This is a genomic window from Flavobacterium eburneipallidum, assembly GCF_027111355.2.
Lineage (GTDB): Bacteria > Bacteroidota > Bacteroidia > Flavobacteriales > Flavobacteriaceae > Flavobacterium > Flavobacterium eburneipallidum.
The window spans coordinates 3,558,212-3,573,982 of the sequence record NZ_CP114291.2 but is presented as its reverse complement, the minus strand read 5'-3'; the positions used below and the strand labels follow the sequence as shown (position 1 = coordinate 3,573,982).

The window sequence follows — 15,771 nt, the reverse complement described above, 5'->3', positions numbered from 1 at the left end:
CAGAGTAAGATTTGTTTTTAAAGAACTTTATATAAAAGATTAAATGAAAAAAATTCAAATGGTTGACTTAAAAAGTCAATATGATAAAATAAAAGATACTGTTAATGCTTCTATTCAAGAAGTTTTGGATACCAATACCTACATTAACGGACCACTGGTTCATCAATTTCAAAAAAATCTCGAAGAATATCTCGATGTAAAACATGTAATTCCTTGTGCTAACGGAACCGATGCTTTGCAAATTGCTATGATGGGCTTGGATTTAAAGCCAGGCGATGAGGTTATTACTGCCGATTTTACCTTTGCAGCAACTGTTGAAGTAATTGCTTTGTTGCAACTGACACCTGTTTTGGTTGATGTTGATTTGCACAATATGAATATTTCTATCGAAGCGATTAAACGTGCGATTACCCCAAAAACTAAAGCTATTGTTCCTGTTCATTTGTTTGGTCGTGCGGCAAATATGGAAGCAATAATGGCAATTGCAAACGAGCATAACTTATATGTAATTGAAGATAATGCACAAGCTATTGGAGCTAACTGTAAGTTTTCGAATGGAACAAAAAAGAAAGCAGGAACTATTGGAAATGTAAGTTCAACCTCATTTTTTCCATCTAAAAATTTAGGCTGTTATGGCGATGGTGGGGCGATTTTTACCAATGACGATGCTCTAGCACACAAGATTAGAGGAATTGTAAACCACGGAATGTACGAGCGTTACCACCACGATGTGGTTGGGGTTAATTCCCGTTTGGATAGTATTCAAGCTGGAGTTTTGAATGCGAAATTACCATTTTTGGATGAGTACAACACGGCACGCCAAAATGCTGCTAGAAAATATACATTAGCTTTCGATGGACACAAAAATATCATCGCGCCAAGTATTTGTGATATTTGTGACTGTCACGTTTTTCATCAATATGTATTGCGAATTATTGATGCTGATCGTGATGCTTTGATGCAACATTTGTTAGACAAAGGAATTCCTTGTGCTATTTATTATCCAATTCCGTTGCATTCGCAAAAAGCGTATGCGGATTCTCGCTATAAAGAAGACCATTTTCCAGTAACCAATCAATTGGTGAAAGAAGTAATTGCTTTGCCAATGCACACTGAATTAGACGATGAGCAAATACAATTCATTACAAACAGCGTTTTGGAATTTTTAAATAAATAATTCAATGAAATACTTTTTTACAATTTTTACGCTAGTTTTTTTTCAATTTTCAGGTTTAGCTCAAAACGATTCTAAATCAAAAGAAGAAACTGCTGTTGCTTCTCGTGTGGAAACTTTGCGACAAGCGATGATTGATGCCGATGGGAAAAAGCTAAAGGAATTAACTTCTTCTGCTTTAAGCTACGGACATTCTAGCGGAAAAATTGAAAACCAAGCTATTTTTATAGAAAAAATTGCCAATGGCGAATCTGATTTTGTAACGATTGAGTTTCAAAACCAAACCATCGAAATGGTGGGCGATGTGGCAATCGTTCGACATAATTTAGCAGCACATACGAAAGATGGCGGAGTTGATAAAGATATAAAAATTGGGATACTGTTAGTTTGGCAAAAGCAAAAAAACAAATGGTTACTCATTGCCAGACAAGCTTTTAAATTACCATCATAAAAAAATAGAAAATGAAAATAGTAGTTACAGGAGGTTTAGGTTTTATCGGTTCGCACACTGTTGTTGAATTACAAAATCAAGGTTTTGAAGTAGTAATTGTAGATGATCTTTCGAATTCATCCGAAGAGGTTGTAAATGGGATTACATCTATTACGAACCAAAAACCAGTGTTCGAAAAATTGGATTTGCGTGAGAAATCAAAAGTTCAGGAATTTTTCAAAAAACATCAAGATATTTCGGGAGTGATTCATTTTGCAGCTTCGAAAGCAGTTGGCGAAAGTGTAGGCAATCCATTGTTGTATTATGAAAACAACATCAATGCTTTGGTTTATTTGCTTCAGGAATTGAAAGAATTACCAGAAGCTAGTTTTATTTTTAGTTCGTCTTGTACCGTTTATGGTCAAGCCGAAAAAATGCCAATTACTGAAGATGCTCCGGTTCAAGCTGCCATGTCGCCTTACGGAAACACCAAGCAAATTGGCGAAGAAATTATTATAGATACAGCAAAAGTAACCAATATTAGTGCGATTTTGTTGCGTTATTTCAATCCAATTGGAGCGCATCCATCTGCCGCAATTGGAGAATTACCTTTGGGAGTTCCCCAAAATTTGGTTCCGTTTATCACTCAAACAGGATTAGGTTTGCGAAAAGAATTATCCGTTTACGGTGACGATTATCCAACCACAGACGGAACTTGTGTACGCGATTACATTCACGTAGTCGATTTGGCGAAAGCCCACGTAATTGCTTTAAAACGTTTGTTAGATAAAAAGAATTTGGAGAAAGTAGAAACGTTCAATCTAGGAACTGGAACTGGAAGTTCTGTGTTAGAAGTGATTCAATCTTTCGAAAAAGTTAGTGGACAAAAATTACCATATAAAATCGTAGATCGTAGAGAGGGTGATATCACTTCGGCTTACGCCAATACGGATAAAGCCAATAACGTTTTAGGTTGGAAAGCCGAATCTACATTAGACGAAGCCATGGAAAGTGCTTGGAAATGGGAGCAGAAAGTCAGACAACAGTAATCAGTGTTCAGTTTTTAGTGATCAGTAAAACAAAAAAATCCTAAATTATCGAGTTGGTAATTTAGGATTTTTTGCATTTATACCGATTTTGTATTTGTAAAGTCTAATAGTCTATTCCAATTGTCACGCTGGAAGCGTTTCAACAAACGAGCATCTTAATAGAGACGCTTCCAGCGTGACAAATAGCAAGAATGAGCTAATTTCGTATTGTGACCGAAAACAAAAAATCCCCACAAACATAAGTTCATGAGGATTCTGTTTCTAACTGATCACTAAAAACTGATCACTGACTACTAATTAAGCGTTCGCTGTCGCAGCTTCTTTATTGATTTTCCCAATTAATCCCGCCAATACTTTTCCTGGACCTACTTCGGTAAACAAAGTCGCTCCATCAGCAATCATTTGTTGTACTGATTGCGTCCATTTAACAGGAGCTGTCAATTGAATGATTAAGTTTTTCTTGATTTCATCAGCATCAGAAACGGCAGATGCTGTTACGTTTTGATAGACTGGACAAATAGGAGCAGAGAATGTTGTTGCTTCAATAGCTGCTGCCAATTCTTCTCTGGCTGGTTCCATCATTGGCGAGTGAAATGCCCCACCAACTGGTAATAATAAAGCACGTTTTGCTCCTGCTTCTTTCATTTTTTCGCAAGCTTTTTCTACAGCTGTAGTTTCTCCTGAAATTACCAATTGTCCTGGGCAGTTGTAGTTGGCAGCAACCACAATTCCGTCAATCGAAGCGCAAACCTCTTCAACGATATTGTCAGCCAATCCTAAAACTGCTGCCATTGTAGAAGGTTTGATTTCACAGGCTTTTTGCATTGCTAATGCGCGTTGCGAAACCAATTTTAATCCATCTTCAAAAGACAAAACGCCATTGGCAACCAAGGCTGAAAATTCGCCCAAAGAATGACCTGCAACCATTTCTGGTTTGAAATCTTCCAAGGTTTTAGCCAAAATAACCGAGTGCAAGAAAACAGCTGGTTGCGTCACTTTGGTTTCTTTCAATTCTTCGGCAGTGCCTTCAAACATAATGTCTGTGATGCGAAAACCCAATATTTCATTTGCTTGTTCGAAAAGTGATTTTGCTAATTCTGAATTCTCATATAAGTCTTTGCCCATTCCTATAAATTGTGCGCCTTGACCCGGAAATACGTATGCTTTCATCTATTTTAGTTTAAAAGTTTAAGGTTTAAAAGTTTAAATTTTTTCCCAAAAGGAATTTAAAAACCGTTTGCAAAAATAGTACTTTTTTAGGATTTATTAGAAAAGATAAAACGAAAGCAAAACGGCTAAACTTCATCAAGAAATTTAGCCGTTTGTATGAAACGAAAATCAGTTTTGAAATTGATTTATAGTTTAATCAATTGCAATTCGATGTTTAATTTTACTTCTTCGCCTACTAAAACACCACCAGTTTCTAGAGCCGAATTCCAGTTCAATCCCCAGTCTTTACGGTTAATTTTGCCAGAAATATTCAATCCTGCTTTGGTATTTCCCCAAGGGTCTTTCATCAATCCACTGAATTCAGCAGCCAATTTTACGGGTTTTGTTACGCCTCTTAAACTCAAATCTCCTGTCAATTCGTAATCATCTCCATCTTTAGTAAAAGAAGTTCCTTTGAAAGTTAGTTTTGGATGATTTTCAGCGTCAAAAAAGTCGCCACTTTTCAAGTGATTGTCTCTGTCAGTATTGTTGGTGCTGATAGAATCAATATTAGCCGAGAATTCGAAGTTTGCATTTTCGAAGTTATCGTCTTCAGTAGTGATGGTTGCATCGTAAGAAGCAAATGTACCTGAAACATTAGTAAACATCATGTGTTTTACTTTAAAACCAATTTCTGAATGTGTCGGGTCAATTGCCCATTTTGTAGTTGCCATAATTTTATTTTTTATTGTTTAATAATTTATTTGTTTCATTTTGATAAGACAAATTTACAGCGACAATAGGAGTGAAGCACTTAACCTAGATTAAGAAATAAAAAACCAGATATTAAGATTTTAATATCTGGTTTTGAATGAGTTAAAAAAAATTATGATTCAGATTGATTTTTATAAAATGTCAGTGCGCCCGAAGGACATTTGTTTATGGTTTCCATAATCTTTTCAGAAGTGGAGTTTTCGGGCAAAATCCAAGGTTTTTCTTTGGGGTGAAAAACATCGGGATTGTTTTTAACACAATTGGCAGAATGCGTGCATTTTCCAGCTTGCCAAACGATGGTTACTTCGCCATTCGTATATTCTTTTTTGATATCTTTTGCATCCATGATTAAATAGTGGTGTTGATGACTACTCTGTTTTTTAGTATTTTAGAAACGGGGCATTTTTCGGCAATAATTAATAGTCTGTTTTTGATCTCTATATCAACAGTAGCAGGAAAACTAATCGTACGACTAATAGTTGTTGTCACTTCGGCATCGTTTTCTTGTGACATATTCAGAGCTATATTGATTTCCGGAATATCCCATCCTTTTCTGTCAATGTACATTCGCAAAGTAGATAAAGTACATGACGCTAACGAAGATAAGAGCGCTGTGTAGGGATCAGGACCCAAATCTTGTCCGCCAATGCTTGTGGGTTCATCCATAAAAAACGAACCTTTTCTCCACGTAATCGTGCATAAATATTTTTGCGAACTAATGTTTCCCGTAAGATCGTTTTCTAATAGATTTTCCATACTTTAAATTTAATCAAAATTATTACAAAACGTCTGCGAATTCAGGAGTTTTATCGAAAACGTTTTTCGCAAAAGGACAAAGTGGAACAATTGCAATGTCCTTTTCTCTAGCGAATTCAACAGCTTTCGTTACCATTTTTTTGCCAAAACCTTTTCCGTTGTTGCCTTCGTTTACTTCGGTATGATCTATGATAATTTTATTGGGGCCTGCAAATACGAAAGTCATTTTTGCTTCTGTTTTGCCATCCACTTCGATGTAGAAAAAACCTTTTCTGTCGTTTATTTCTAATTGTACTTCTTCGTTCATAATTGGTTTGTTATTGTAATTAAAGTTGAGAGATCCGTCGGTTCGAGTGTTTTATTGAAAATGCGATAGCTTTTTTAATAAAATGTATCGAGAACTTCACATTATAGGCTTCTCGATACAATTTTAAATAGTAAAGCTGTCGCATTACTATTCAAAATCACTCGAAGAGACGATTGAAACATCTTAACTTACTGTTTCATTGGAATTTCCATCAATAAGAATTTCGCATCAGTGCTTGCTTTGAAGTCCAAAGTTTTGAAATCAGTAATTCCTAAACCATCACGAGTTTCCAATTCCTGACCGTCAACGTTGATTGTTCCTGAAATTACAAAAACATAAAGACCGTTTCCTTCTTTTTTTAATTCGTATGTTTTAGCAAATCCCGCTTCGAAATCGGACAAATGAAACCAAGCATCTTGATGAATCCAAATTCCTGCATCATCTGGATTTGGAGATAATATTTGCGCAAAATTGTTTTTTTGTTCCGTAGTATCTAAAGTGATTTGCTGGTAGCGAGGCTCCACGTTTCTGGTTTTTGGAAACAACCAGATTTGAAACAATTTAGTACGGTCGTTTGCATTTGGATTGAATTCACTGTGTTGAATTCCGGTTCCGGCGCTCATTACCTGTACATCGCCCGTTTTTATGGTAGATTCATTTCCCATACTGTCTTTGTGAGCCAAATCACCTTCTAATGGAATAGTGATAATCTCCATATTGTCGTGTGGGTGTGTGCCAAAACCCATTCCACCAGCCACGGTGTCATCGTTTAAAACGCGTAAAGTTCCAAATTGAATTCTATCTGGATTGTACCAGCTTGCAAAGCTAAAACTATGATAAGCGTTTAACCATCCGTGATCTGCGTGTCCTCTTGTATCTGCTTTGTGTAAAACTGTTGTAGTTGCCATAATGTATATTTTTTGTGATTATTGTTATACAAATTTACGTCAGATGTAAGCAAAAGGCACTTAACCTAGATTAAGAAAAAAAGTATTCAGTGTTCAGTGTTCAGTTTTCAGTTTCATTAGGACTGAACACTGAACACTGTTAACTGATTACTTCCTCAAAAGTTTACTTTTCATTTTGCTGAAAAACTCGGGAGTTACGCCCAAATAGGAGGCAATTTGTTTTTGTGGAACTTTCTGAATCAAATCGTGGTGTTTGTTGCAGAATTTTTCAAAGCGTTCTTCGGCTGTTAAGCTCAAATTATCCATTAATCGTTCCTGATGCGCTACCAGTGAGTTTTCGGTTAGAATCCTAAAGAAGCGTTCGAGTTTTGGGATTTCGTAAAACAAGATTTCCTGATTTTCTTTAGACAACAAAACCACTTCAGCATCTTCCAAAACCTGAATGAAAAGATTTCCTGGTTTTTGCGAAAGCAGACTGTACATATCGCTAATCCACCAGCCAGTGCAGGCAAAACTCAAAACGTGTTCTACAATATTATCGTTGATGTTGAAACTTCGCAACACACCCGAATTCACAAAATAGGAAGTCTTGCAAACTTCGCCAGCATTAAGCAAAATAGTTTTGGCTTTGTACTGATGGATTTCTGTTTTAGACAAGAAGAGTTCCTGCTCTTGGGGAGTCAGCGTAATGTGTTTGGAGAGATTGTCTATTATTAGAGGCATTTTGTTTTTTTTAAAGGAATTGTCAATCTTTTATAGGTTTGATTTTTATTTTAATGAATCAATTTTTAAGGGTGGAGGCGGCGGTGGAGATAAATTGTATTTTAAATATCCAAAATTGATATTTTTTTTAGTTGGGATAAATTTGAGTTTAGTTTTAAATTCTCCCAATGATTTTATGAAGGCATAAATTTTTTCAGGAGCATTATCTCCATAAATGAATATCCATTTATTTGTTTTGTCTTTAGAGAAATTTAAGAGATAGCTTTGTCCATCCTGTAGATTATTTTCCGCATAAATACTATCATATATTTTGTAATCTAATTGACGTATAAGTTTATTCAATTCATTTCTTTCATTTTTTTTGAGTATAGCATAAAAATTTTCCTTTGGTTCAGGATATTTTTTTTGAAAGTAAACAGTATCACTTTTTGTGAATTTTATAGAATTGTCGTGATTTAAACCAGCATAAGAAAATGTAAAGCTTTCAAATTGGAAAGAGTTAGTGTCTTCTTTTTTAGTACAAGATATCAGAAGTAAAACTAAAATAATAAATGTGATTTTTGTTTTCATATATATTTAACTTAAACTTATTTGTGCTGAATATCTTCTCCGTGAGGGATTGCAGTGGAAATCCTTTTGTTTTTTCTTTAAAAACATAAGATTATAACGGAAAGCCCGACCCTTGTGGCTACGCCCACCCGACCCTGAAAAGGCGAACAGGCAAAGCAAATTTAATAAAAAAACCGATGCCTTTTTTGTAGTAAAGCATCGGTTTCTATTTTTAGTGGAAGTGGTCTTCCTCGATTTCAAATTCGGCATCTTTTTCCCAAATTTCCATTTCGCAGGGTTTGCAATTGAACTTGAGTTTGTATTCCAGTTCGCCCTGTTTCAATACCAAAGGTTCTTTGAGTTTGGTTTCCATCGTGTCTTTATGATACTTTGGACATTTTTCCAGTTCGTATTTGATGCAGTATTTGGTAGTCATCACACGTGATTTTCCGGGATCCCATTGCAATTCGAATGCTTTTTCTATCTCGGTAACGCCGTGGCGTTCGTAGAATTTACGAGCCAGTTTATTGGAAACATTGTACATAAAATCCAGTTTGGTTTCCGGATAAGGATGTGATGTTTTGACCAATTGGTGTTCGTGACGCTTGTAATTGGCTAGACGAATTTCAGATAATTGCTCGAAAACCGTTCTTCGCATTTCGTTGATTTTAGAAATAGGAAGGAACCAGTTTTCCGAGAACATAATCGTAATTTCATCGGCGGTGTAAGGTGTGAAACCTGTTTTTGCCAAATTAATTTTGAAATTCTCTTCGATAGATTCGTTGTTTTTGGTTCTCTCTTTTGGATGAACCAAACTTACGGTGCTTACATTTCCGTCCTCGTCGGTAGCGATGAGTTCAAAACCATTTTCGTTTTCGGACAACAATAAAGTCGTACTGATTTTTCGAACCGCACTGTCTTCGCGTTCTACAATTTTGATAAAAGCAGCGTCGTTGTTGCGGTAAATGAAAGTTCCAGGTTTGATTTCTTTCAATACATTTGGATATGCCAGGCCGTTTTCGACTTTGTTGACATAAATTCCGTCGGCTTCGTTGTTTTCGTTGATGAAACAAAGTCCGTCGCCATTGTTTAGGAATTCTCCGTTTTCGATTTCGTAAGCGTTTCCGGTTGTTTTGATTAATTTACCAATGTATTGCCCTTTGGATTTTGGACTTTCCCAGGAACCAATGGCTTGGTGTCTTTCGTTGACAAAATAATCGGTATAACCGCGGTTGAAACTTTTGTTCAAAGCCGATTCGAAAGTATACGTGCATTTTCCAGAAGAAGCTTTTTCGTATTTACCGCTCTTGTCGTTTTCCAGAAAAGCATCTAGTTTTTGACGTAAGTAAGACACATTGTTTTTTACATAAACAATATCTTTCAGACGTCCTTCGATTTTAAAGGAAATGACACCTGCTTCAATCAGATTTGGAATTTGATCCGATACATCAAAATCCTTGATGGAAAGCAAGTGACTGTTTTTGATTAAAGTATCGCCGTGACCATCGATGAGGTTGTATGGCAAGCGACAGTTTTGGGCACAGGAACCACGGTTGGCCGAGCGTTCGCCATTGGCAACACTCATGTAGCAGTTCCCACTGAAAGATACGCAAAGCGCTCCCGTCACGAAAAATTCCAGTTCCACATCGCTCGCATCACTGATTTCTTTGATTTGGTGTAAGTTCAGTTCACGAGCCAAAACCACACGCTTCATTCCGGCATCTTTCAGGAATTTGATTTTGTTGGCATCACGGTTGTTGGCTTGTGTGCTTGCGTGCAAAACGATAGGTGGCAGCTCCATTTCCATAATCGCCATATCCTGTACAATCAGCGCATCGACACCAATGTCGTACAATTGATAAATCATCTGACGGCAGGTTTCCAGTTCGTTGTCGTATAAAATCGTATTGATTACCACAAAAACCTGTGTGTTGAATAAATGGGCGTATTCCACCAATTTTGCTACATCTTCAATCGAGTTGGTCGCATTGGAACGAGCACCGTACAAAGGAGCTCCTATATAAACCGCATCGGCACCAGCATTGATGGCAGCCATTCCGTGGATTAAATCTTTTGCAGGAGCGAGTATTTCTATTTTCTTTTTCATCTATGGGATGATAATTTTATAATTAATAGACTATTAAGGTTTTAGTTTTTTGTCTTAAAGTCTGCAAAGTTCTTATAAATTATTCAAGATTTCTAATTAGGGGAGGGGTTTTTTGGAAAATTGTTGTTTGTTTTAGTTTTTCCGTGTAACAGAACCATAAAAAAGCCTCAAGATTTTTTCTTGAGGCTGTTGGTATTTCGAATTTCAAGTTACTTTATTCTTTAATTAATTTAATAGATGAAGTTCCTTTTTCAGATGTAACGGTAATAATGTATAGTCCTGAAGCAGTTGCTATTTCTCCAACTTCTACTTGGTTTTCGCCTCTACCAGAACCTACTTTTACTCCTAAAACGTTATGAATAGTATAGGTAAATTGTCCTTCGGCTTTTATTGTAAAAGTTTGGCTAGTAGGATTTGGATAAAGAATCGCATTAGCAGATTTAGTATTTGAAAAATCTTGGTTAGCTAAATTGGCTCTTGCAATAACTACATTAGGTTGTGTTTGTGCTGCCATATCTACTCCTAGATAAAAACTTGGATGTGGTGGCTGATTGTAAGCCGAGTTTTGCCAAGCTATAGCGACTCTGTACTGTGTATCGTGCATCAAAGTGTATAATTTATGGGTCGTAGGAATGTTGGTAATATAAATTCGAATAGCTGTATTGTCTGTTTTACGGAATATTACTTCTTCACGCCAATCTCCAAAAAGGTCGGCACTTAAAGCAGGTGTTGCTTTGGTAGTGTTGTTCGAAGAATATTCCGTTGCAGTAAGTAACCTGCTGCTATTGCCTGTAAGATGATTCCATTTGTCGATTCTATTGGAATCTAATAATTCTCGATTCAAATCTGCATCCCACCAAATAGAAAAATTTATTGAAGGTCTTGAAGTCGTTATTTGGTTTCCTTTACAGTCATATAAACCTCCCGTTGAACCCCATACTTCATATCCTTTGTAACGAGGGTCAATATCTGCAGCATTAGCACGTCCTATATCACCTGTTGTAGGTACTCCCCATAGTTTGACTCCTGTTTGGGCATCTAAAAAAACAAGTCCATTATTGCCATATTTCGCTTGCTCTTCAAGGCATTGCCAAATTTCTTGTCCTGGACGATCTGGATCCATGTCACTCATGTGCAAGGCATCGCCATGCCCCAATCCGTTGGCATATAATTTTGCTCCATTGTCATCAATTCCGCTTGAACCATTGCTGATTTCATCTTTGCCATCGCCATCAACATCACCAACGGTCATTTGGTGGTTTCCTTGTCCTGCATAAGCCGAATTTCCAGAAGTATTACTGTCGAAAATCCATCTTTGAGAAAGGGTGTTGTTTCTCCAATCCCAAGCTACACGTACTAGTCTGGTGTAATAACCTCGACCAGTTACTAGGCTTGGTTTTTCACCGTCAAGATAAGCGATTGCGTCAACAAAACGTTCCGAACGCCCTCCGTAACTATCGCCCCAAGTGGTATTATTTACTACTCCACGAGCAGGTAAATAATTTGTAGTAGCCATTGCTTTTCCTGTTTCTCCATTAAAAATAGTTAAAAATTCAGGACCTGATATAACAGCACCATAAGTACTTGTTGAAGTTTTGCTACCTGAGGTGTTTCTATAATCGGCATTGACATCGCCAATAACTACTCCTGTTCCGTCTATAGTTCCATCAGCAGTTCTGCAACTCATTTCGGCTTTTCCGTCAGAGTCTAAATCATACACCATAAATTGAGTGTAGTGTGCTCCAGCTCGAATGTTTTTTCCCATATCGATTCTCCAAAGGCGTGTTCCATTTAAACGATAGCAATCGATATAAACATTGCCAGTAAAACCTGGTTGAGAATTATCTTTAGAATTAGATGGATCCCATTTTACAAATATTTCATATTGTCCGTCACCATCAACATCACCAACACTACAATCATTTACACTGTAAGTATAAGTTTCCCCATCTCGATTAGTTCCACTTGGAGGGATTTGCATAGCAATATCTAAATATTGATTGGCCCAAACCGTAGCAGATTCTGATTCAGGTTGTTCTACACCATTAACTATGGCTCGAATTTTATAGGTTCCATTAGTTGTGACGCTGTGAGTAAAGTTGGTTGTCGATGTGAATGGACTTCCTGTTACTTTTACATCATTGCAATATAAATTATAACTAATGTTTGGAGCTTCAGTTCCTAACATTCTCCAGCCAACATAAACTTGACTAGCATTTAACCGCATAGCAACTAATCCACGGTTGAGTTTTTCAATCTGACGTTGAGCATTGATTTGATAGGATGTTCCGAATAGAAATAGTAATAGAAGGATAAGTTTTTGAAATGAATTTAGAGTGATTTTTTTATTCATAACATTTTGGTTTAAAGAAGTTAGTTGTTTTATAGGTGGTTAATAGCATTTTTAATTGGCTAAAGATACATTTAAAGATAACCTAATCTGTCCTGTCCTGTTATGCTTTTTTATAATAAAAAGGCACAAGTATTTTTACTTGAAGGATTTTATTGTTTTTTATTAATTCAGGACTATAATCTATAATTGTTTTTAACACTGAATTTATTTGTGTTATAATACCTTTTTCTATTCAATTGATTGTTATTTCATAATTTAAAATAGAATTTAAAGTTTTTTTGCCAGAACCACATTTGGTTTGGTTTGTGTTGCCATATCAGTTCCTAAATAAAAACTTGGATGCGGAGGTTGATTGTATGACGAGTTTTGCCAAGCAATTGCCACTCTATATTGAGTATCGTGCATCAAAGTGTATAATTTGTGTGTGGTTGGAATATTAGTCGTGTAAATTCGAATAGCAGTATTATCAACTTTACGGAAAATCACTTCTTCACGCCAATCACCAAAAAGATCAGCACTCAAGCAGGGAGTCGATTTGGTTCCGTTGTTTGATCTATAGCCTTCAGCAGTTAGTAGATTGACGCTTTTTGCATTAGTGTAATCCCATTTGTCAATTCTGTTGGAGTTTAATAGCTCTCTATTCAAGTCGCCATCCCACCAAATTGCAAAATTCATTGAGGGTTTGACGGTTCCAATTTCATTGCCTTTACAATCGTATAAATTTCCTGTAGAACCCCAGCATTCATAGCCTTTGTAACGAGGATCGATATCGGATGCTAGACCACGACCGACATCAGTTCCTTCGCCTTTAACGCCCCATAATGGTTTTCCAGTTTTGGCATCTCTAAATTCAAGACCATAATCGCCATATTTAGAAGGAACTTCATGGCATTGCCACACTTCCTGTCCAGGTCGATCAGGATCCATATCCGTCATGTGCAAGGAATCGCCATGACCTAAACCATTGGCATATAATAGAGTTCCGTTGTCATCAATTGTGCTGGTTCCGTTGCATACTTCGTCTTTGCCATCACCGTCAACATCGCCTACACTCATTTGATGATTACCTTGTCCATAAGCTCCCGCATTGGCAGCATCGTTACTGTCAAAAATCCATCTTTTAGTAAGGGTGTTGTTTCGCCAATCCCAAGCCACACGGGTTAGTCTGGTGTAATAGCCACGTCCCATCACGAGACTCGGTTTTTCTCCATCCAAATAAGCCACAGCGGCAATGTATCGATCCACACGATTGCCGTTTGAATCTCCCCAAGAAGAGCCGTTTCCGCCACGTGCTGGTAAATAATCAGCTGTAGCCATTGCTTTTCCTGTTAATCCATTAAAAACAGTTAAAAATTCTGGTCCTGATAGAATAAATCCATTCGTATTTCTATAATCGGCAGTAGCTGATCCTATAACTGTACCTGTTCCGTCTGTAGTTCCATCGGCTGTTTTACAAGTTATTTCTGCTTTTCCATCGGAGTCCAAATCATAAACCATAAATTGGGTATAATGCGCTCCTGCTCGGATGTTTTTTCCTAAATCAATTCGCCAAAGTTGTGTACCGTCTAAACGATAACAATCCAAATATACATTTCCTGTATAACCTTTGTGTGAATTATCGTGTGCATTCGATGGATCCCATTTTACAAAAATTTCATATTGACCATCGCCATCTACATCGCCAGTACTACAATCGCCAACGCTATAGGTATAATTACGTCCGTCAGGAGAAATTCCACCAGCGGGAATTTGCATTGGAATGTCTAAATATTGGTTTGCCCAAACAGTTGCTTTTTCTGAAGCGGGTTGTTCAGTTCCATTAATAATGGCACGAATAAAATAAGTTTCGTCGGTTGTGATTTCGTGAGTGAAATTTGTAGTGGTGGCAAACGGACTTCCTGCTACTTTTTTGTCATTGCAATACAAATTGTAGCTTACATTGGTGGGTTCAGTGCCTAACATTCTCCAGTTGATATAGACTTGATTCGAATTTAAACGAGTTGCAACTAATCCACGATTTAATTTTTCGACAGTACGTTGGGCATTCATCGAAGAAATAATTCCTAGTAATAAAAAGAGAAAAAAGGAAAATTTTTGGAATGAATTTAGAGTAGTTTTTTTATTCATAATGTTGGGTTAGTTAGTTTTTAATCACATAAATACGAAAAATCACCGTTTATTTAGGATTCTGTTTTTTGCTGATTAGGTGTCTTTTATATCAAAATTAGTGCCAAAAAAAGCCTCAAGAAAATCTTGAGGCTTTTGATATTTAGATTTGAAGTTTAGCTTATACTGCCAATGCTTCTTTAATTCTTTTTAATGCTTCTTTCAAAATATCATCGCTTGTAGCATAAGAGAAACGGATGCAATCCGGATTACCGAAAGCATCTCCTGTTACAGTAGCCACGTTTGCTTCAGCCAAAAGATACATGGATAAATCGTTAGCATCTTTGATTTCAGTTCCTTTTAATGTTTTTCCGAAGAAAGAAGAAACGTCTGGGAAAACGTAGAAAGCTCCTTCTGGAACGTTGATTTTGATTCCTGGAATTTCTTTCAATAATCCAACAACTAAATCTCTACGGCTGTGGAAAGCCTGAACCATGTGGTTCAATACAGATGGGTCAACATCTACAGCAGTAATGGTAGCACGTTGCGCCACAGAATTTGCTCCTGAAGTTACTTGCCCTTGAATTTTTGTACAGGCTTTTGCGATAAATTCAGGTGCTCCGATGTAACCAATTCTGTATCCTGTCATAGCAAATGCTTTTGCAACTCCGTTTACAGTAACTGTTTTTTCCAACATTCCCGGTATAGATCCAATACTGCAGAAAGTTCCAGAGAAATTGATGTGCTCGTAGATTTCGTCAGCAACAACAATAATGTTTGGGTGATTTTCTAATACTTTAGCCAAAGCTGTTAATTCTTCTCTGCTGTAAACAGAGCCTGAAGGATTACAAGGAGAAGAGAACCACATCATTTTTGTTTTTGGTGTGATAGCCGCTTCTAATTGTGCTGGTGTGATTTTAAAATCAGTGTCTACAGAAGTTGGAACCTCTACAGGAACTCCACCTGATAATTTTACGATTTCAAAGTAAGAAACCCAGTAAGGAGCAGGTAAGATAACTTCGTCACCATCGTTTAACATTACTTGCGCAATGTTGTATAATGATTGTTTTGCACCAGTTGAAACTACGATTTGAGATGGTTTGTAATCCAATCCGTTGTCTCTTTTGAATTTTCTGCAAATAGCCTCTTTCAAGTCACCGTAACCGTCAACTGGAGAATAAGTGCTGTAATTATCATCGATGGCTTGTTTTGCCGCTTCTTTAATAAAATCAGGTGTGTTAAAATCGGGTTCACCCAAACTTAAACTGATGATATCTTTTCCTTGAGCTTTTAATTCTCTGGCTAATGCAGCCATTGCTAATGTTTGTGACGTAGCTAAATTATTAATTCTGTCTGAAAGCAAATTGTTCATTAAATGTAAATTTT

General features: G+C 36.8%; 15 protein-coding genes. 3 read left to right on the top strand and 12 right to left on the bottom strand.

Annotation, left to right across the window (positions count from 1 at the left end):
* Window positions 1–43 precede the first annotated feature (43 nt).
* Genes OZP15_RS14960 through galE form a run of 3 tightly spaced genes read left to right on the top strand, consistent with a single transcriptional unit; the run spans window position 44 to window position 2,653 of the window.
* The gene (locus tag OZP15_RS14960; protein ID WP_281336534.1) at window positions 44–1,177 is read left to right on the top strand and encodes a DegT/DnrJ/EryC1/StrS family aminotransferase; all 1,134 of its coding nucleotides are present in this window, start codon (window positions 44–46) and stop codon (window positions 1,175–1,177) included.
* Between the two features lie 4 nt (window positions 1,178–1,181).
* Entirely contained in the window at window positions 1,182–1,625 is a 444-nt protein-coding gene (locus OZP15_RS14955; RefSeq protein WP_281336533.1) for a nuclear transport factor 2 family protein, read from the top strand.
* Window positions 1,626–1,636: 11 nt separating this feature from the next.
* Window positions 1,637–2,653, top strand: coding sequence for a UDP-glucose 4-epimerase GalE (gene galE, locus OZP15_RS14950; RefSeq protein ID WP_269226263.1), 1,017 nt, complete (start codon window positions 1,637–1,639; stop codon window positions 2,651–2,653).
* A 297-nt stretch (window positions 2,654–2,950) separates the two neighbouring features.
* Here galE and fabD read toward each other — a convergent pair whose 3' ends face one another.
* The 12 genes from fabD to OZP15_RS14890 form a co-directional block, all read right to left on the bottom strand.
* Window positions 2,951–3,823 (bottom strand): ACP S-malonyltransferase, encoded by an 873-nt coding sequence (gene fabD / locus OZP15_RS14945; RefSeq protein ID WP_269226262.1) that lies wholly within the window; start codon window positions 3,821–3,823, stop codon window positions 2,951–2,953.
* 185 nt (window positions 3,824–4,008) lie between these two features.
* Window positions 4,009–4,536 (bottom strand): YceI family protein, encoded by a 528-nt coding sequence (locus tag OZP15_RS14940; protein ID WP_269226261.1) that lies wholly within the window; start codon window positions 4,534–4,536, stop codon window positions 4,009–4,011.
* Between the two features lie 152 nt (window positions 4,537–4,688).
* Window positions 4,689–4,922, bottom strand: a complete 234-nt coding sequence (locus OZP15_RS14935) for a (4Fe-4S)-binding protein (RefSeq protein WP_269226260.1) — start codon at window positions 4,920–4,922, stop codon at window positions 4,689–4,691.
* A 2-nt stretch (window positions 4,923–4,924) separates the two neighbouring features.
* Window positions 4,925–5,332 carry an OsmC family protein gene (locus OZP15_RS14930; RefSeq protein WP_269226259.1) on the bottom strand — a complete coding sequence of 136 codons (408 nt, stop codon included), beginning with the start codon at window positions 5,330–5,332 and terminating at the stop codon, window positions 4,925–4,927.
* 22 nt (window positions 5,333–5,354) lie between these two features.
* Window positions 5,355–5,639 carry a GNAT family N-acetyltransferase gene (locus OZP15_RS14925; protein ID WP_281336532.1) on the bottom strand — a complete coding sequence of 95 codons (285 nt, stop codon included), beginning with the start codon at window positions 5,637–5,639 and terminating at the stop codon, window positions 5,355–5,357.
* 188 nt (window positions 5,640–5,827) lie between these two features.
* Window positions 5,828–6,547, bottom strand: coding sequence for a pirin family protein (locus OZP15_RS14920; RefSeq protein WP_281336531.1), 720 nt, complete (start codon window positions 6,545–6,547; stop codon window positions 5,828–5,830).
* Window positions 6,548–6,694: 147 nt separating this feature from the next.
* Complete coding sequence (locus OZP15_RS14915; RefSeq protein WP_269226257.1) at window positions 6,695–7,270, bottom strand: Crp/Fnr family transcriptional regulator; 576 nt, start codon at window positions 7,268–7,270, stop codon at window positions 6,695–6,697.
* A gap of 45 nt (window positions 7,271–7,315) precedes the next feature.
* A complete protein-coding gene (locus tag OZP15_RS14910; protein WP_281336530.1) occupies window positions 7,316–7,840 on the bottom strand; it encodes a DUF6438 domain-containing protein in 525 nt (174 codons plus the stop codon).
* A 211-nt stretch (window positions 7,841–8,051) separates the two neighbouring features.
* Window positions 8,052–9,926, bottom strand: coding sequence for a peptidase U32 family protein (locus OZP15_RS14905; protein ID WP_281336529.1), 1,875 nt, complete (start codon window positions 9,924–9,926; stop codon window positions 8,052–8,054).
* Window positions 9,927–10,140: 214 nt separating this feature from the next.
* The gene (locus OZP15_RS14900) at window positions 10,141–12,279 is read right to left on the bottom strand and encodes a rhamnogalacturonan lyase family protein (RefSeq protein WP_281336528.1); all 2,139 of its coding nucleotides are present in this window, start codon (window positions 12,277–12,279) and stop codon (window positions 10,141–10,143) included.
* A gap of 267 nt (window positions 12,280–12,546) precedes the next feature.
* A complete protein-coding gene (locus OZP15_RS14895; protein WP_269226253.1) occupies window positions 12,547–14,406 on the bottom strand; it encodes a rhamnogalacturonan lyase in 1,860 nt (619 codons plus the stop codon).
* A 160-nt stretch (window positions 14,407–14,566) separates the two neighbouring features.
* A complete protein-coding gene (locus OZP15_RS14890) occupies window positions 14,567–15,757 on the bottom strand; it encodes a pyridoxal phosphate-dependent aminotransferase (protein ID WP_281336527.1) in 1,191 nt (396 codons plus the stop codon).
* Window positions 15,758–15,771 lie beyond the last annotated feature (14 nt).